The sequence below is a fragment of the Roseimicrobium gellanilyticum genome, assembly GCF_003315205.1.
Lineage (GTDB): Bacteria > Verrucomicrobiota > Verrucomicrobiia > Verrucomicrobiales > Verrucomicrobiaceae > Roseimicrobium > Roseimicrobium gellanilyticum.
Map to the genome: position 1 here is coordinate 368,573 of NZ_QNRR01000001.1, position 17,007 is coordinate 385,579.

Annotated in this window: 12 protein-coding genes; 4 read left to right on the forward strand and 8 right to left on the reverse strand. The window is 60.0% G+C overall.

The features are described 5' to 3' along the window. Positions 1 to 2: 2 nt before the first annotated feature. The 8 genes from pelF to DES53_RS01545 form a co-directional block, all read right to left on the reverse strand. Positions 3 to 1,595, reverse strand: coding sequence for a GT4 family glycosyltransferase PelF (pelF, locus tag DES53_RS01510; RefSeq protein WP_113956440.1), 1,593 nt, complete (start codon positions 1,593 to 1,595; stop codon positions 3 to 5). 13 nt (positions 1,596 to 1,608) lie between these two features. Then, positions 1,609 to 2,346 (reverse strand): hypothetical protein, encoded by a 738-nt coding sequence (locus DES53_RS01515; RefSeq protein ID WP_113956441.1) that lies wholly within the window; start codon positions 2,344 to 2,346, stop codon positions 1,609 to 1,611. Further along, on the reverse strand, positions 2,343 to 3,602 hold the full coding sequence (locus tag DES53_RS01520; protein WP_113956442.1) for a hypothetical protein: 1,260 nt from the start codon (positions 3,600 to 3,602) through the stop codon (positions 2,343 to 2,345). Before DES53_RS01520 ends, DES53_RS01515 begins: the two co-directional genes overlap by 4 nt. Positions 3,603 to 3,659: 57 nt before the next feature. Then, positions 3,660 to 4,544, reverse strand: coding sequence for an endo alpha-1,4 polygalactosaminidase (locus DES53_RS01525; protein WP_170156774.1), 885 nt, complete (start codon positions 4,542 to 4,544; stop codon positions 3,660 to 3,662). A gap of 76 nt (positions 4,545 to 4,620) precedes the next feature. Then, positions 4,621 to 7,374, reverse strand: a complete 2,754-nt coding sequence (locus DES53_RS01530; protein WP_113956444.1) for a tetratricopeptide repeat protein — start codon at positions 7,372 to 7,374, stop codon at positions 4,621 to 4,623. 11 nt (positions 7,375 to 7,385) lie between these two features. Further along, complete coding sequence (locus DES53_RS01535; RefSeq protein ID WP_113956445.1) at positions 7,386 to 9,548, reverse strand: tetratricopeptide repeat protein; 2,163 nt, start codon at positions 9,546 to 9,548, stop codon at positions 7,386 to 7,388. Beyond that, positions 9,535 to 11,763: a polysaccharide deacetylase family protein gene (locus DES53_RS01540; RefSeq protein WP_113956446.1), complete on the reverse strand. Its 2,229-nt coding sequence runs from the start codon at positions 11,761 to 11,763 to the stop codon at positions 9,535 to 9,537. The genes DES53_RS01535 and DES53_RS01540 overlap by 14 nt, the downstream gene beginning before the upstream one ends. A gap of 138 nt (positions 11,764 to 11,901) precedes the next feature. Continuing rightward, positions 11,902 to 12,405, reverse strand: a complete 504-nt coding sequence (locus tag DES53_RS01545) for a murein hydrolase activator EnvC family protein (protein ID WP_211325407.1) — start codon at positions 12,403 to 12,405, stop codon at positions 11,902 to 11,904. Between the two features lie 290 nt (positions 12,406 to 12,695). Here DES53_RS01545 and DES53_RS01550 point away from each other — a divergent pair, with 290 nt between their 5' ends. From DES53_RS01550 to DES53_RS01565, 4 genes are all read left to right on the forward strand, one after another. Then, positions 12,696 to 13,205: a Fur family transcriptional regulator gene (locus tag DES53_RS01550; RefSeq protein WP_113956448.1), complete on the forward strand. Its 510-nt coding sequence runs from the start codon at positions 12,696 to 12,698 to the stop codon at positions 13,203 to 13,205. An 88-nt stretch (positions 13,206 to 13,293) separates the two neighbouring features. Next, entirely contained in the window at positions 13,294 to 14,661 is a 1,368-nt protein-coding gene (gene argH, locus DES53_RS01555; RefSeq protein WP_113956449.1) for an argininosuccinate lyase, read from the forward strand. 24 nt (positions 14,662 to 14,685) lie between these two features. Next, the gene (locus DES53_RS01560) at positions 14,686 to 15,288 is read left to right on the forward strand and encodes an NUDIX hydrolase (protein ID WP_113956450.1); all 603 of its coding nucleotides are present in this window, start codon (positions 14,686 to 14,688) and stop codon (positions 15,286 to 15,288) included. A 34-nt stretch (positions 15,289 to 15,322) separates the two neighbouring features. Next, positions 15,323 to 16,969 (forward strand): twin-arginine translocase subunit TatC, encoded by a 1,647-nt coding sequence (locus tag DES53_RS01565; RefSeq protein WP_113956451.1) that lies wholly within the window; start codon positions 15,323 to 15,325, stop codon positions 16,967 to 16,969. Positions 16,970 to 17,007 lie beyond the last annotated feature (38 nt).

Genomic DNA, 17,007 nt, shown 5'->3' on the forward strand with positions numbered 1-17,007 from the left:
GGTCAGACAGGGAGAGCAGTCATGGGGGATGGACGGGCCTCTTTAGGGGTGGATGCCGGTGCGGTTGCCTCCGCATGAGCCAGGTTCCGATACATTTCCCAGTAGGCGCCGAGTGTGCGGCTCTCGTGATAGCTTCTGTAGACGCGCTCCCGGCCAATCAGGCCCAAACGATCCTGAATCTCGTGACTGACCAGCAGCGCAATCAGGGCCTGGGCCATTTGGTCGGAATCGCCAACCTCAGTTACCAAGCCGCATGCGCTCAGGCGGGGCTGCTCAGCGGGCTGGCCTTCGAGGAGCTCGCGGCACGCGCCGACATCCGTCGATACGATCGGGATGCCACAAGCCATCGCCTCCAGCATAACGAAGGGGAGTCCCTCGCTCACACTGGTGAGAGCCATCACATCCATGAGTGGCAGCACCTCGTCGCGCTGGCGCAGTCCCAAGAAGTGAACTTGATCCTTCAGTCCGAGCTGGGTGGCGAGTTGCGTGCATTCGCGCGCATAGTCAGGGGCTTCCTCCAGAGGTCCGGCGAGAAGGAACTGGGTGTCCGGCAGGGCATCACACACGCGGCGCGCGGCGCGCAGCAAGGTCTTCACATCCTTGATGGGGACAATGCGTCCCAAGAAACCCACCACGCGCGAGGTTGCATTGGCTTTGCGTCGCTCAAGCCGCTGCTGATACAGAGGTTCACAGGCCTCCACCGCGATGCCGTTGGGGATTACCCTGATCCTGGAGAGGTCCGCGCCGAAATGGTGCTGGATGGCTGCATTCCGATTGAACAAGGAAATGACGTGGGCGGATTGGTGATAGCACCACCGTCCAAGCACATCGAAGGTGCGCATCCAAGCCTGACGCAAGGTGCCAATGGAGTCCGTGAGAGAAGGGTGCAGGGTTAGGGAGTCCTGTATCCACCTGGAACGCCAGATGTCCTGAATGCGCTCACGGAGGTAGATTCCATGCTCACTCAAGATGAGTGGCCTGCCTTGTTGCTGTGCCACCAGCGCGCCAAGGAAGCCTGCGTATCCTGTGCATGCGGTGTGATACACCTTGGCCTGGGGAATTCGTGGCAGCGCGTGCATCAGTTTCCACAACGGCTCAATCAAGTAACGCGCGGTCCAGAAGAAATGAAGGAAGGATTCCTCCGGGGCGTAGCGCTCATACACCTCTTGAAGCACGCTCCAAGTTTGTGGTGCGTGGTAGAAATCCTCAAAGGCGATGCCGGGATGCCGGAGGAGGTGATCTGCCAGTGGCCCCATTAGACTCAATTCTTGAGCGTCACCGCGTGGCGCCAGTTCAAAGAGATTCCGGAGCAGCGCGTAGATGGCATTCCAAGATGCAGGAACCGCCCGCTTCTTCACGGTGGGTGTCCTTTCGAAGAGGTACAGCTCCTCCAGGACCAGGACGTTCTCCGGGATCTCATACTTGTAGCTGGTATCTTCTCCCTTCTCACTGCCGATGTAGAAGATGCCAAACGTCACCTGCGGCATGGCGGTGATGATCTGATGTACCCACGTGGATACACCACCGGACACGTAGGGGTAGGTGCCTTCCAAGAGGAGGCAGATATCCACAGCAGGTGCATCCGTTTGTTTCATGAGGGGAGAATGGTCAGCTCATCTGATAGTTACTGCTCACCACGGGCGGGGGACTCTGGATGAAAGCGACGTGCATCAGGCGCGGGACGAGGTCTGTGTGCAACGGACTGCCCACAGGCAGCCGCGCCTGCATGGCCTGGGCCTGGGCAGGTTGATTGAGTTGCAGGAAATACATGGCCGCAGCATGAAGGGCGCGTGGATGACTCAGTTCTTCGAGCCTCGGAGAGAGAAGATCCTGCACCCTTTCCACAATGGCTTTGTGCTCAGACGTCGGTGTGAGCGGGGAGCGCAGGAGCGCGAATGCCGCCTCAAGGAACGAAGCAAGAAGGGCGGGGGATTTTCTTGAGGCTGCCTTCTGAGCCAGCATCTGAAAATGATCCTGCAATGTGGCCTGTCCCTCCTGTAGCACGCATTGAGCGTAGAGTTGGAGTTCGGGATCACTGCTTTTGAGCTGACGGCGCAGGAGGGGAATCGTCTCTCTCCAGGGTAGATGCCTCATGCCAGAGACCAGTGGACGCAGCTCAGCAACTTCCAGAGTGCGGCATAGATGAAGCAGGGAGTGTGTCTGGACCTCCGGTGGTTGAGCGCGACCCCTTCCACGCAGCAAGGAATTCCCGATGCGGATTTCACCCATGTCATGGTGACGACGTGGCATGCAGCCGAGCGTCAATGCAGCGGCCAGCAGAGGCGCGCAGAATGCCGCCAGCCACAGGGCCGGATGCCAGTCCACGATGGCAAAGAGCGTGGTCATGATGCCTGTTGCAAGAGTTGCCAGAGGTCTTCGGCCGAGCTCTCCCCTGAGACAACATGGTGGCGGATGCGCGCTCCAGGAATGGTTTGCACGAGCGCGCGCGACAGCCCCGCAGCTTCTGCCTGACCGGAGAAAGGAAGGAGGACGGCCAGGGCATTCTCATCAGCAAGCTGGGCTGTGATGGCTGTGGATGGCAATGAAACCGACTTGCGACGTATCGGTGTACCGGTGGCAGGGGGATCGATGCGCAGCATGATCGAGGGAATGCCGTGAGTCTGATCCGTGTTGATGGCTTCAGAGAGAAGCGTGGAGAATTCCTGGTGACTTACATTCGCGCCTCTCTCTGAATGACGTGTGAAGTCCTGGCGCAGTGCTGCCAATGCCGAGGCCCAGGAGATGATGAGCTCAAGTCTCGCGAGATTCTGGAGCGTGTAGCTCTCCAGAGGCATGTCTTGAATGAGCAGGACACAGGTATGCCCACGCCCGTCCATCCATGGAAACGCGGCCAGGAAGGGTTGCGCCTGGGTGAGTTCCGTGGCGTCCGGCACACTGGCAAGCGCCTGGGCTGCGAGCGCCTTTTCCGCAAGAGGCGTGGCGGTGAGCAACAGCGACTCTTTGAGCGGTGTGGTGGGATGAAGCGATGCGAGTTGATGCAGCACATGATCCCGCACTTCGTAGATGGCTGCACTGACCATGCCGGTCGCCCGGTGCAGGGCATGCAGCAGTTGCGTATTGAACTGCTCTGGAGGGTGATTAAAGATGCGGGCGAGATCTTCGTCGAGGGGACACAACGGCGCGTTATAGACCGCGAGACGTTGCTGAAGTTGGTGACGTGTGTCGTTGATGATCTGAAGCTGGCTGTGCAACCTGGTGTTCTCCTCACTGAGTTGGGCCGATTCTTGTGCTAGTGCCCGCCGGCTCTTGCCTAGAATGCTCCCGGCTTCTCCGGCCACTGCCCCTGCCACGACAAGCGCGAGCATGTGATAGGAGTGGAGATGCAGTGCCTCTGCCAAAGTGATGACTTCCTTCTGACTTACCGCCAGGGCGACCCCTGCGCTGGTGACGAGCCCCGTCAGAAGACCAGGAATGAACCCATAGCGAATACCCACCAACATGGAGGGAATGAGCCACGGAGTAGGATTCAGGCCCAGCCATCCGGGATCGTTCTGGCCCAGCAGGTGATTGGCACCAGCCAGCAGCAACGTGAGCACGATGAAGTCTCGCGCGGCTTTGCCTGTGCTGCCAGTGGCGTCCACTTGGGTGGGTGGGAGTTGAGAGAGGGAAGTGATGAGCTGACGTGGGTGAAATTGCGACTACTGGCAGACTTCCTCCTCAGATGAAGAAGGCTGCTCGTCTGGCTGGAAATGCGGGATGCCCTGCAGATCCGGCGTGCCAACAAAGGGGATGCAGCCCTGCGCCTCGATGCGCCGCGCCGTCGTGCGGGCCAGAGAGGCGTTGTTGGGCGCCACGTAGTCCACCACAAACACGGGAAGCCCCAGCCGCTGGATGCGAGCCACGTGGGAGAGCAACCATTTGGCATCATCAGGGGAGACTGCCCGGTATTGCTGGCGGTAACCATCCCATGTCTGATAAAGGCTCTCGACCAGCACTGCGTCTGCATCTCGAGCGACGTCGGGCAGGAGATCAAAACCGCGATTGAGGATCAAGCGAGTGTAGGGGTGTTTCACCTTGAGCTGTTGGATGGCGTGTACCAAGGCGCTCCGGCATGACTCTGCTTTCTCCGGATGAGCGGTGCTGATGAGTTGGGCACTGTCCAGCGTATCGAGGAAGAGACCATCAAAGCCTCGCTGGATGGCCGGCTGTGTCAGATCCTCCAGCACCCACGGGAGCCACTGGGGATGGGTGATATCGAGCACAGAGGAGCTCCAGTTGGGATTGTCCCCAATGATGGGAATGCCGCGTCTTTTCGCAGCCAGCGCTTCGCGACTACCGGGTTGCACCTCCACCATGGAGGCATAGGCCAGCACACTACGTCCACCTCCCTTTAGCTGTGGCAGATCGACCTTGGCGGTGACAGCGATGATGCAGAGATCATGACTGCGCAGAACGGCGCTGTCGGGGATGAGGGAGTAGTCGATGCAGAAGCGTGTTTGCTCCGGCTTCCACACGGGCTGCGCGCGACGAATGGTCTGCTGGCCCCACACGGAAGCTCCGGTTAGTACGGAGAGGATGCCCATGAGAAGTGAGGGGATGGTCACGAGTCGCTGAAGCTTTGAGGTGCGCATATTCAGATCGCGTTTTTTTGGAAAATGCTCAGAAGTTGACCTCGGCGCCGAGAGAAGCCTGCCATGCTCCATCACTTGATGAGGAACCCACACCATCGGAGTCATGGCGGAGATCGAGGTACAGCATGGCGTGATCATTCAGCCAGTACTCCACGCCTGCAGCCACAGTGTATTCCCAGGCCTCATCGGCGAAGTCACGATACACGCCTGCCTGGAAATAGGTGCTCCAGGTGGTATCGATTCGCTTGCTGATGCTGAGCTGGATGCCATGGCGGTTCGTCTCGGGATCCACGAGGCTGTCGAAGATCTCGCGACCATAGTTGGCGGCGACTGCCTTGCGCAGTTCCTCCCCTGCATCAAGTGCGCGGCGAATCTGTTCAGGTGGGCCGAGCTCACGTGTCACGCTATTGGGTAGCTTGGACTCAGCATGGAACCTTGTATAGGTGCCGGAGTAGCCAATCGCGACCTCCGGGCGTTTGCGTGTTTCCGTCAGCAGAATGTAGTCGATGGAGCCACTGATGCCGTAGCTGTCGCCGAGGTCATCGCCATCCACGTGAATGCGGCTGGCGTAGGCTGAGCCGTTGTAGCGCACGCGAGGATGCAAGTATCCCTCCATGGCAAACTCCAGGCGGTCTTCGCGTCCGTTGAGAAGCTGAAGAGGAAGGCCGTAATCCGCGCGTTTATTTCCTGTGTAGGTGAGGGACCACGCCACGCTCGCCCAACCGACCCCGCTATTGGGGAATCGGCCGACACGTGCACCGTAGAGGACGTCTTCTTCCGAGCCCCCAGCTGACACTTCGGCGAAGTAGCCGCCGCGGAATCTCCGCTGAACGGCGAGCTCGCCTTCCACGAAATCAGCGCTGCTGTCCCTGAGGAAATTGGTGGCGTCATCAAGGCGGACGCTATCCTGACGCGCGCTCATGATGAGACGCCACTGATTCCACCAGGCTGTGGTGTAGCTCAGCGATTGGGTGTAGCGGTTGCCTTCGCTCTCGCTCAGCACGGAGGTTTCGACGTCGAGCGTAGGCTTCAGGAGCGGAAGCAATCCACGGCGATCCCAAGTGGCGCTCCATTTCTCCTGCGGTTCGAAGCCGGGCGAGTTGATGATTTCATCATAAGCGTCCAAGGCCTCTTCCCATTCACCAAGGCGGTGATGCGCCGAGGCGATGCCACCCTGCCCGTCGAAGGCACTACTGGCGGGCTGCTGACTTTTCAGACGCTGATAGTCTGTCAGAGCTTCGCGTGCCTTGCCATGACTGAGCTTGAGGTCTGCGCCGAGCAGTTCGACTTCCGGTGAGGTGGGGACTTCTGACTTCAGCTCCGCATGGATTTGTTCTGCTGGCTTCAGGTTGCCGTTTTCGATTTCACGATAGGCACCGGCGATCTTTTTCTGCTGTTGCGCGGAAAGGAGATCCTGGGTTGCCTCGGCCCGCATCGTGGCGTCATAGCGAGAGTCGTCGATGATGGACTGGTAGGAGGCGATGGAGTTGTCGTACTCCTTGCGCTCAAGCTGCACGTCCGCCAGCGTGTCCATGCTCTTGAATACTTCCCCCTTGGAGGCCGCCTCCTGCTGCAGAGCCCGCAGTCTTTCGAGCACCTCGGTGGATTGGCCGGACTTCGCTTCAACGAGGCAGCGGAATGCGAAGACATCGGGATCTTTGGGGAATTCCCTCTCCACTTCCTCCAGGACTTCCATGGCCGTGGTGAGATCATTCTTTTTGAGAGCCGTGCTGCCCTTCTCCAGTTTCTCGTCTGTGCGGATGTTGCTGAGCATCTGCGTGGCAATCACACGGGTGGGCTCCGGGTAGGCCCCATCCTTTACCTCCTTGAAGAGGCGGCGTGCTTCGGAAAAGTTCTTCGCGCCATAGTGCGTGAAGGCGAGCTGATCAAGATAGGCAAAAGGTCCTTCGGTCTGACGGGCCTTCAGCTCTTCCAGGAAGCTGAGGGATTCGTTGAATTTCCCTGCATGGTTGAGGCTTTCCACACGGAAGGTGATGACAATCGGGTCATTGGGATGTGCTTGTAGAAGCTTGGCGGAAGAGTTCACTCCTGCCTCGGGATCTCGCAATGCTTCCGTGCGCAAGGTGGCCACTTTTTGTTGCACAGCGACTACGGCCAGGGATTTGTGCGCGTCCTGTTTGACGGTGGGTGGAGTGGAAGGGTCCTGTATCAGGTCTTGGTATACCTCGGTCGCCTTTTCATATTGTCCGGCTTCCTGATAGGCGTCGGCAAGGTCCTGCCGGTAGGGGAAGGGCTGGCTGGGGAAGTTGAGCTGGCGGAGTGCTTCGAGAAGTTTTACGGCTTCGTTCGGGCGGTCATCCTGCATGAGGGTATTCGCCTGCACGGCAGCTCCATCGGGGTCCGGTACTGGCTTGCCTGCGGAAAGCATGCGCGCAAGGGATTCCAGGTATCCTGCGGGGCGCACCTCTTCATCGGGATCGAGTGTGCTGCTGATGCGAAGGGCCTCCGCGTTCTGCGGGTCGCGTTTCAAGATCTGGCGCACCAGAATGGAGCACATCGCGTCGTTGTTCAGCTTGTCGTATACGACAACCAATTCGACAAGGCGTTCGGTGGGCAGCACCCCGAGGTGGCGAATGACCCGCAGTTCCTGCTCGGAGAAGGGGATGGGACGCTGCACTTCCTCACTGCCACCTTTTGTCTCGTCCAGTGGGAGATCGATCAGGTCCTGACCTTCCATCGGAAGCGGCAAAAGCACCACCGCCACCAGCAGCAGAGGCAGGTAGACGAACGGTCGCAGGGGAAGCTGTGATGGAAGGTGCATGGTCGCCGTCGTCAGTTGGCCGCCGTGTCTGGCAGATCCGAGGTGAGGAGTACAAGGGAGTGGTCGTAGGCATTCTGGGCGTCTTCGGGCCGACCGAGCTGTTCCCAGAGTTCACCGAGAAAGATCCAATCCTGCGCGGTGCAGTTCGGATTGGTCTGCACATGGGATGTCATGAGACGCGCGGCTTCATCGCTCTGGCCGGCCCAGCTCCGGGCTTCGGCGATCATGCGAATCGATGAAGGGTTCTCCTTCACGGAGGCGAAGAGTTTTGCTGCCGCATCGGTGTCATTGATGCGTGCGTGTAGCACGGCGAGTTGCAATCGTTGCCTTGCACCCAGCGGGAACTTGCGCTCCACGTTTTTGCCGAGGAACTCCAGGGCCTGGCCGGCATCCGTCAACACCGGGGTCAACGCAAGCAGTTGGGAGGCGGCATCATAGCTGTCCCTGAGACGTTCGTGCTGGAGTGTGGTGACCGCTTCTTCATTACGACCAGCCCGGGCGAGGGAGTCTGCGAAGCTCAGGCGGAGTTGTGCGCTCTGCGGGTGAATGCGGAGACCATCTTCGAGAATCTGAAGTGTATCCTCAGTGCGTGATGCCTGGCGTGCGGCGTCCGCCAGATTGAGAAGAAGCTCGACGTCGGGTTTCCCGGTTTTGGCTTTGGTGAGACGCAGCGCTTCATATCTTGCTGGCTGATCGTCCAGCGACTCTGCAATCATTTCGTAGTTCTCCAGCGAGTCGAGCGTATGACCTGCGGCTGGAATGCGCTTGTAAAGATCAAGGGCCTCGGCGAGATCATGGTCGCGGACACACGCGGTGGCCAATCGCAGTATGACCGGCACATCACCTGGGAATGTCCCGAGCATGGATGCTAGTGCCCTGCGTGACCCGGGTTCGTCGCCCATGTCTTCCAACAGGCAGGCGTAGTCGAATCGCGCGTCACGGTCCCCCGGATAAGAGGCAAGCCATGCTTCGAAGCGAACTTTTGCTTCATCATCGTGCCCCAGTTCCGCAAGCTGCCGGGCATGGAGAATGGCGTACTCAGGATGATCCGGCACATCGCCAAGGATGGAAAGCAGGTCGCAGCATTCTTCCGTTCTGCCGAGGTAGTCGGTGAGTGCGATGCAGCGGTCACGTGATGCGCCATCTCCCAACACAGCGAGACGCAGGTGATGATCATACGCGGTGGTGAAGTCCTGGTTCCAGTCGCTCCATTGCGCCAGAGTCTTCGCCCACTTCAGGTAGTCTTGTAGATTGGAGCCGTCTGCCTGGGCCCATTTTTTGAGTTCATGCAACTTCATGCGTGCGGCGGGCATGGACTGCACGTGCCGGCGCAGCGTCGGCAGCAGTTCACCACTGCGGCCGGATTGCAGTGCGGAGAGGTGTGCGTTGTCGATGAGTTGTGAAGGAATCGGCTCTGAAGGAGCCTGTCGCTGAATCTGAGCCATGCATAGGGAGAAAGCCTCTCCGGGGGCGCTGCTCTCCATCGCAAGGTGGAAGTTCAGCTCTTCTGCCTGCGCGACTTGCTCTGCGTTCAGTGCCTCGCGGTGTGTTGCGAGCCAGCGGTCCAGCTCCGAGCGCGCATGTTGAGGATCATTGTTCCAGCGATGGCATTCGACCATCTGCCGGATGACCTTCCAATCGGAGGCTGCGCACTGGCTTGCGAAGCGGAGGGCATCCGCGGCCAGATCCGGTCGCGCGACGGCGAGTGCATTCTGGGCGAGCATGCTGAGCAACTCCAGACGGTTGGACTCAGGGACACGTTCTACAGCAGGCAGAATGATCCCGTGAACCTCTTCGGGTGATAGCACGTCCACGTAGCGCACGGCAGCGAGCACGATGTTGTGCACATACACGTCGTATTTCAGCGTGCTTCGTGAAGCGAAGACAGTGCGAATTTGTTCGCGAGGGGTGAGGCTCAAGAGGCGGCTGAGCGCGGTCATCTGCGCGGCATCGAGTGTGCTCAGGCCCCTGATGTCACTGGAGCGCATGCCGTGGGCTTCATCCTGGAGGATGCTGACCACACGGGCATACTGCTTGTCCTTGAAGAGGCGCTCCACAAGCTCGCCTTGCTTTGGCACCATGAGCCATGATCCGCCAAGGCACACCGCCACCAGCAGCCCGACCATGGGCAGCGGCAGGATGGGGCCTTGCAGGCGTTTGTCAGCGGGCTGCATGGACGGTGGGAAGGCTGAGGCGAATACGTGCCTGAGCAGGCAGGGTGAGACGGAGGCGGCCAGCAGCATCTGTGACGTGCTGCTCATCGCGGCCATTGATGCTGAGAGTGCACGTCGACTGCTTCGCGAGCCCTGCGAAGACGAGCTCAACCGGGCGCAGATCCTTCACCTCGACATCGAGCTGAGCCGCTGAGAACTTGAGCCAGCGTACTTCGGCGGAGCTTTGCTCCAGATAGGGATGAGGCGTCGCCTTCTCTGCATTGACCAGCACCAGTTCCGTCTCCGCTTTGCCGTCGGTGTGGATGTAGATCTGGTCTTCATGCCGGGTCCAGCCAGTGATGCCTCGTGAGCGTGCGATGTCTGGCACGCCGAGTGTCGCCGGCAGACGGAAGGTGCGCAGGCTGCCGCCATTCACGAAACGCCAGTGACCCGGACCGAGAGCGATGACTCGTGTCTCCCGCGCGTCCTTGGTGAGCTTCACAAACTCCAGCGCAGTGATGTTGTGCAGTTTCTGTTCGGCCGCCCAGTGATGAATCTTTTCCAGGGCGCGCAGGGAGCTGAGATAGGTGGCGCTGTAGAAGTGGTAGTACACATTCACCGGCTTCACACGGCGCGGTGACTCGGTGAGCTCGAAGGTGTCAATGACATCCGCGAACCCGCCGTAGAAGGGGCCGTTGAAGCCATTGGCGTACATGAACTCATTCTGATTTGAGGCATTCACCTGCAGCTCGCCATCCCACTCCATGGTGCGCGGCGCAATCCCTGCCAAGCCGGGGTACATGCGGCTGATGATGGTGTTGCCCCCGTTCAGATTCTCGAGTCCCATCTCACGCACCGTGCGCAGCGCTGCAGGTCCGGGCCGGCAATTGCCACTCCAAAGGAAGAGTTCACAGCGTTTGCCCGGTGGCAGGAGTGTTTCGTTGATGTACTTCACCGATCCCGGGATCTCCTTCGCAAGATCCAGCGCCGGGAACTTCGGTTCCACTTTCATCGCCAGACAGGGCTCGTCATAGCGACCGGGATTGGGGTCGAGTGGTTCCCAGATGTAGGGATGGCTGTAGCTGTGCGAAGCGGCCTGTACGTTTGGCAGGGAGAAGATCTCCTTTGCCACCTCCTGCACAAAAGGCTGTTCCTTGCTCATGCCTGCGGACTCGCCACGAAGCTCCGACTCAATGATCGAAACCGTGATGGGGAAGGGGAACACCTTCAGGATGCGATCGCGCACCAGTTCCGCACACAGCGGGTGCCCCTTGAACTGTGAGAGCGAGGCAAAGCCATCCCCATCGATGTGCGAGTAGAAGATGCGGCGCCCTTCGCGTGTGCTGGTGTCTGGCGCGGGGAAGACGCCATTGGGCTTCAGCCATTCTGCGAGCAGCCGGTACGGGTCCGCGTAAAAGGGACTGCTGTCTGCGGACGCGCGGCGGATGAGGTAAGGCTCCAGCCACATGCCACCCCACGACGTGAGGAAGATGGGATCAAAGCGGACGCGTGTGCCCTCCACATCGCGTGCTTTCAACGAGAGGAGCACGCGTGCCGATTCTGGTGCTGCCAGATTCAGGAAGTCACTGCCGCGCGGCTCCGCCTTCGCTTCGAAGTTCGCCACACCTTCGGCGGCGGCATTGATGGCGACTTCTGAGGGATTTTCCACCTTGGCGCAGGTGCCGCGCAGGCCGAGACTATTGGTGAGATCCTGAATAACCTCCTCGCGGGTGAAGGGAAAGCCACCGGTGAAAAGGAGGAGTGCTCCCTGCTTCCTTGCCGCGAGGAGCCAGCCTGCCACCTCCTGCTCGCGCAAGGTAGGGATGTCCACCTCGCCGTCGATGATAACTCCGGCGAAGCGCTCCGGCAGTTGCGGGGGCAGGGGACTCTTGCCGAGGTTCAGGTACTCCACTTCATAGCCCAGCCATTCGAGGGGCGCCTGGAGCAGTTCGCCCACGACTGTATCCACCGGCCAGGTTCTCGGCTTCTCGGAATGCTCCTCGTCCCATCCATACAACACGAGAATGCGGCGGGGGATTTCCCGGGGGCCATTGGCGGCGAAGGGTTGGCGACCTTCTGGATTGCGGAGGCCCTCGGCCCAAACGGGGAGGGGAAGGATACTTAAGAAAAGCGAGAGTGCGGCCAGGCTCGATGTTCCATAGACGCGAAGTTTTTCATAGCTGGAGTGGCCCTTGCTATCCTCATACTTGCGTGAGCGTACCAAGAGAAAGGCCATATGCTTCCAAGAATCTCGCAAACTTTTGACTATTCTCAAAAATACGACGCGATTGCAAGATAATTTTCACAAAAAGACTGAATATTGATAAACTGCACGAAGGCGGATTTTCTCCAGCCAGTCGGCGAATCGGGATGGCTAGGGAATGACGCGTTCTGGCGCCTTCTGCACCACGGAGTCACCACTCTTTCCCCGCTCTTTCTGGAACGTGGCGGGTGATACCCGGTCGAGTGGGAAGTCGGAGTAGCCTGGACCGGGATACACGGCCCGGCTCTCGCGAATTTCGAAATGCAGGTGAGCCAGGTACTTTCCTCCCGCCGTGCCTACCGTGCCGAGTGGGGTGCCTCGGGGAACGACATCGCTGTGCTTCACCTGAATCTTGTCCAAGTGGGCATACACGGCTTGGTAGACACGCCAGCCCTCCGGAGCTGCGGCGTCCGGAACACGATGGGCCAGCACCACCATGTTTCCCCAGCCATCACTCGGCCATCCGGCGTAGATTACCTTTCCCGTGGCGGCAGCGTAGACGGGGTCTCCGAGATCTGAGTTCCATCCCCCGATGCCATTGAGGTCGTCGCCAAGGTGGCGGGTCACGCGGAAGGGCTGGGCATTGTAAGTCAGCGCCCCTTGCTCGGCTCCCATGGGAGCCTCAAAACGGATAGCAAGAGGCAGACTCGCCATCTCGGCCGGAGAAAGGAGGAGGTAGGCCGCATCAAACGGGGGATGATGAGCCGGAGAGGCATCAGGCTGAGTGCGTTCGCAGAAGCTCAGCAAAAAAAGAGGCACGAGAGCGAAAATGGCAGTGCCCCGGAACATCAAGCAAACTGCCGTCATGCGACGGCCGCGTCAACGTGCGACCCTGTCGCATTTCCAAACAGGCCCGCCATTGCATTGCGGGTTGACCTTGTGCAAATGATTGGAACATTGATCGGATGACCGAGACCGCCCGCCAGCAGATCGAAACTTTCCTTTCCGGCAAGGGGCTCCGCCGCACCAAGCAGCGCGATGTGATCGTGGAAGCAGCGTTTGGCACGAAGGAGCACTTCAATGCCGAGGAGTTGCATGAGATGGCGCGTCGCATTGATCGCACGATCTCCCGTGCCACGGTGTACCGCACGCTCGCGTTGCTTGTGGAGTGCGGTCTCCTGCGCGAAGTGGACCTCGGTCGCGACCAGACCTATTACGACCCAAATTTCCTCGACAAGCCCGAGCACAACCACCTAATCTGCCTCGACTGCGATCGCGTGGTGGAGTTCGAGGATGATCACATTGCGCTGATGGAGGACTGCATTACCCGCCGTCTGGGTTTCACGCCCTCCAGCAAGACGATCCGGATTGCGGCAAATTGCGACCAGTTGGCCCGTTCAGGCCACTGCGCCTACCGCGACCAGAAGCTCGCGGGCACCCTGCCGGCGCATTCGCACGCTCACGCGCACGCGTAACCGGGCAGGCTCACCGCCGCAGAACGGGCAGGAGCGTTGCCAGACATTTCTTGCGCGACGGGAGGTTCCGTCTACTCTCTGCCTCCCCATGTGGAAAGGCAGATTCCAGCAACCGACCAGTGCGCTCGTGCAGCGCTACGGAGAGTCCGTGTCCTTTGATTGGAGGCTGTACGAGCACGACATCCGAGGTTCCATCGCGCATTCCAAGGCGCTGGTGAAGGCCGGCATCCTCACGCAGGACGAGCAGCAGAGCATTGAAAAAGGCCTGCTCGGCATCCGTGCGGACATTGAAGCGGGCAAGTTCACCTGGAAGCAGGAGCTTGAGGACGTGCACATGAACATCGAGTCCGAGCTCACGCGCCGCATCGGTGCTGCCGGAGCGAAGCTGCACACCGCCCGCAGCCGCAATGACCAGATTGCCACGGATGCACGCCTCTATTGCCGTGCCTCGGTGGACCAGATTCTCGTACTCGTGCGCTCCATGCAGCGCGCCCTCGTGGAATGCGCCGAGCGCAATGCGGACGCCGTGATGCCCGGCTACACGCACCTGCAGCGCGGGCAGCCCGTGCTTTTTGCCCATCACCTGCTCGCCTATGTGGAGATGCTGGACCGCGATGCGAGCCGCCTGGCGGATGCGCGGAAGCGTTTGAACGTCCTGCCGCTGGGTTCCGGCGCGCTGGCGGGCAGCACCATTGTTCTCGACCGCGTCTTTGTAGCGCAGGAGCTGGAGTTTGATGGTGTGACGCAGAACTCGATGGATGCCGTGAGCGATCGCGATTTCATCGCCGAGCTGCTCTTTGATTTCGCGCTCACGGGCGTGCATCTCTCGCGTCTCAGCGAGGACGTCATCCTCTGGGCCAGCGCGGAGTTTGCCTTCATCACCCTGAGCGATGCCCACACCACGGGCTCGAGCCTCATGCCGCAGAAAAAGAATCCGGATGTGGCGGAACTCACACGCGGCAAGTCCGGACGTCTCGTCGGCAATCTCATGGGCCTGCTCACCACGCTGAAGGGCCTGCCCATGACGTACAATCGTGATCTGCAGGAGGACAAGGAACCGCTTTTTGATTCCATCGAGACGCTGGGCCTCGCGCTGGAAGTCTTCGCGGAAATGGTCAGCGGCATGGAGGTGAACCGGCCCAAGACCATTGCCGCGACCGCCGATCCGCTGCTGCTGGCGACCGATCTTGCAGATTACCTGGTGCTGAAGGGCACACCCTTCCGTCATGCGCATGAAGTCATCGGCAAGCTGGTGGCCCACTGTGGGCAGACCGGGAAGACTTTCCTGGAGCTCAGCACGGCGGACTACCGGCAGTTCAGCGAGGCGTTTGATGATTCCGTGCACGACCTGTTGAAGGTGGATGTGGCTCTCGCAGCCAGAAAAGGCGCTGGAGCTCCCTCGCCGCAGAATGTGGCCGCGCGCCTGAACCACTGGAGGAGCGTACTCTCGGAGTAGAGCAGGAGTGATTTGACTGAACCCATGACCATCCCGGACTTCGAGATCTGCACCTTTGAGGACCACGACGGCTGGCAAAAGCTGCCGGGCAAAATCGTCTATGGTGGTCGCTATGTGCAGGTGGAGGAGTGTCACTTCCGCACGCCGGCCCGCCCAGGTGAGGACATCCCGTGGACCGTGGCGCACCGCGTGCCTGCCGTGGCCGTGGCTGCCTTCACGGAGGATGGAAAGTTTGTCCTGGTACACCAGGAGCGCCTGCCGGTGAAGCGGGCGTTGTGGGAGTTCCCCGCGGGCCAGATTGATGATGGCGAGACGCGGGAGAGCATCATTGCCACCGTCTTGCGCGAGCTGGATGAGGAGGCCGGGGTGGAAGCACTCCCCGGCGCCGAGTTCACCCCGCTGGGCTGGTTTTTTGCCTCGCAAGGTTTCACCAGCGAGCACGTTTACCTTTTTGCCGTCGGCCCGATGCGTATCGTCCGCGCACCACAACCCGTCGGCGGGGAGCACATCGGCGAGGTCCGGCTGGTAACGCCGGATGAACTGCGCCACCTGGTGGCTTCCCTGATCATCCAGGACGCGCTATCGCTCGCCCTCTTCGCGCGCCTGTCGGCCCGCGGGATGGTGTGAGCGGGCACTCCCCCCCTAGCGACAGACGCGACACATGTTTAACTGGCTCTTTAAGAAAGTCGTCACCTTCCGTGAAAAGGTGGCGGTGGATCTCGGCCAAGGCGACGACGAGAAACCGTTCCTGGATCACCTTGATGACTTGCGCACGATGATTGTGCGCATGGCCGTCACCCTGCTGGTGATGACTCTCGCCACCTTCTTCTTCATTGAAGAATTGATGGCCATCATGACCTACCCCCTGACGTTGGCGGGTATCGAGCAGCAGGTCACCCTACAGAACCTGGATCCCACCGGGGGCTTCATGACCGCGATGAATGTGGCCCTGGTGGCCAGCGTCATCCTGGCATTCCCGATACTGCTCTATTTCCTGCTGCAGTTCGTCCTGCCTGGCCTGCGTAGTAATGAGAAGAAGGTGCTCTTCCCGGCATTGAGTGTGGGAGCTGGCCTCTTCCTCATAGGTGTACTCTTCGCCTACTTCGTGGTGTCACCCCGTGCGCTGACCTTCTTCTACGAGTTCAGCCGTGACATGGGTGCCGTGTCGAAGAATAAGAAGGAGGAGGTGCAGACGCAGAAGGCGGAGACGCCCCCGGCTACGACCACCACTCTTCCGGACCTGAAACCCGGCACCCGCATCACCGCCACGACCGCGGAAGGAATGTCTTTCGTGTTTGAGGTTGTCGAAGTGCAGGCTCCCCGGTTGGAGTCGAACAAAGGAGCGACCTCCCCAGGAAGCACAGGCACGGCTCCCGTGCCCACACCGGGCACGACTACTCCTCCACCTGCACCACCGGACAAGCCACTAGTGACTGCCGAGGCATCACCCACCACGGCAATTGCCGCGGTGCCTGCAGTGGCTGCGGCCACGATTGCTCCTGCAACTCCCTTCATCTGGGAGCTGAAGCAGTATGTGAAATTCATCTGCCAGTTCATCCTCATCTTCGGCGCCTGCTTTGAGCTGCCGGTGGTGGTGATGGCCCTGGTGAAGCTGGATGTGCTGAACTACAAGGTGATGAAGACCTCCCGCTCCTGGGCGGCCATCATCATCTGCGTGGCTGCTGCGCTCATCACGCCCACCCAGGATGCCATGACTCTCGGCCTGCTCGCAGTGCCGATGTACATCTTGTATGAGATCTGCATCTGGCTCGCATGGTGGCTGGAGAAGCGTGATCGTGCCCTCTATCCCGAGTACTACAAGGAACAGGACGAGGACGAAAAGGCCCTCGAAGTGGCCGACAACGACTGGGACAACGAAAACTACAACCCGTGGGGTGGTGGCGACGAAGAAGAGGACGAGGATGAAGGCTCGGGCACCAAGCCGAAGCCCCAATCCACGCCTCCGCCTTCTACCGACGGATCAACGCCGGAAGGCGAGTCGAAGCTGGAAGCCGGCACTGAAGCGAAGACAGATGCAGAGGCGCTCTCTGAGTCTCCTTCATCTGAGTCGCCCGCCACAAGCAGCGAAGAGAACTCCGTCTCAGACACCAGCTACAGTGCACCTGAAGCCAGCATCACTGGCGACAGTCCTGCCGTACCTGAACCTGAATCTGAGCCAAGTCCCGTGCCTGAGGAGGGCAAGGCCTCGCCAGCGACGGATACTTCGAACGACGATGACGACTGGTCCCTGAAGAAAAAGGACAAGCCGGACGATGGGCCCACGGCCGACAAGCGGGACACGGATTGATCAAGGACTCGATGGTTTTGGCTGGGCAAGCTGCCTCC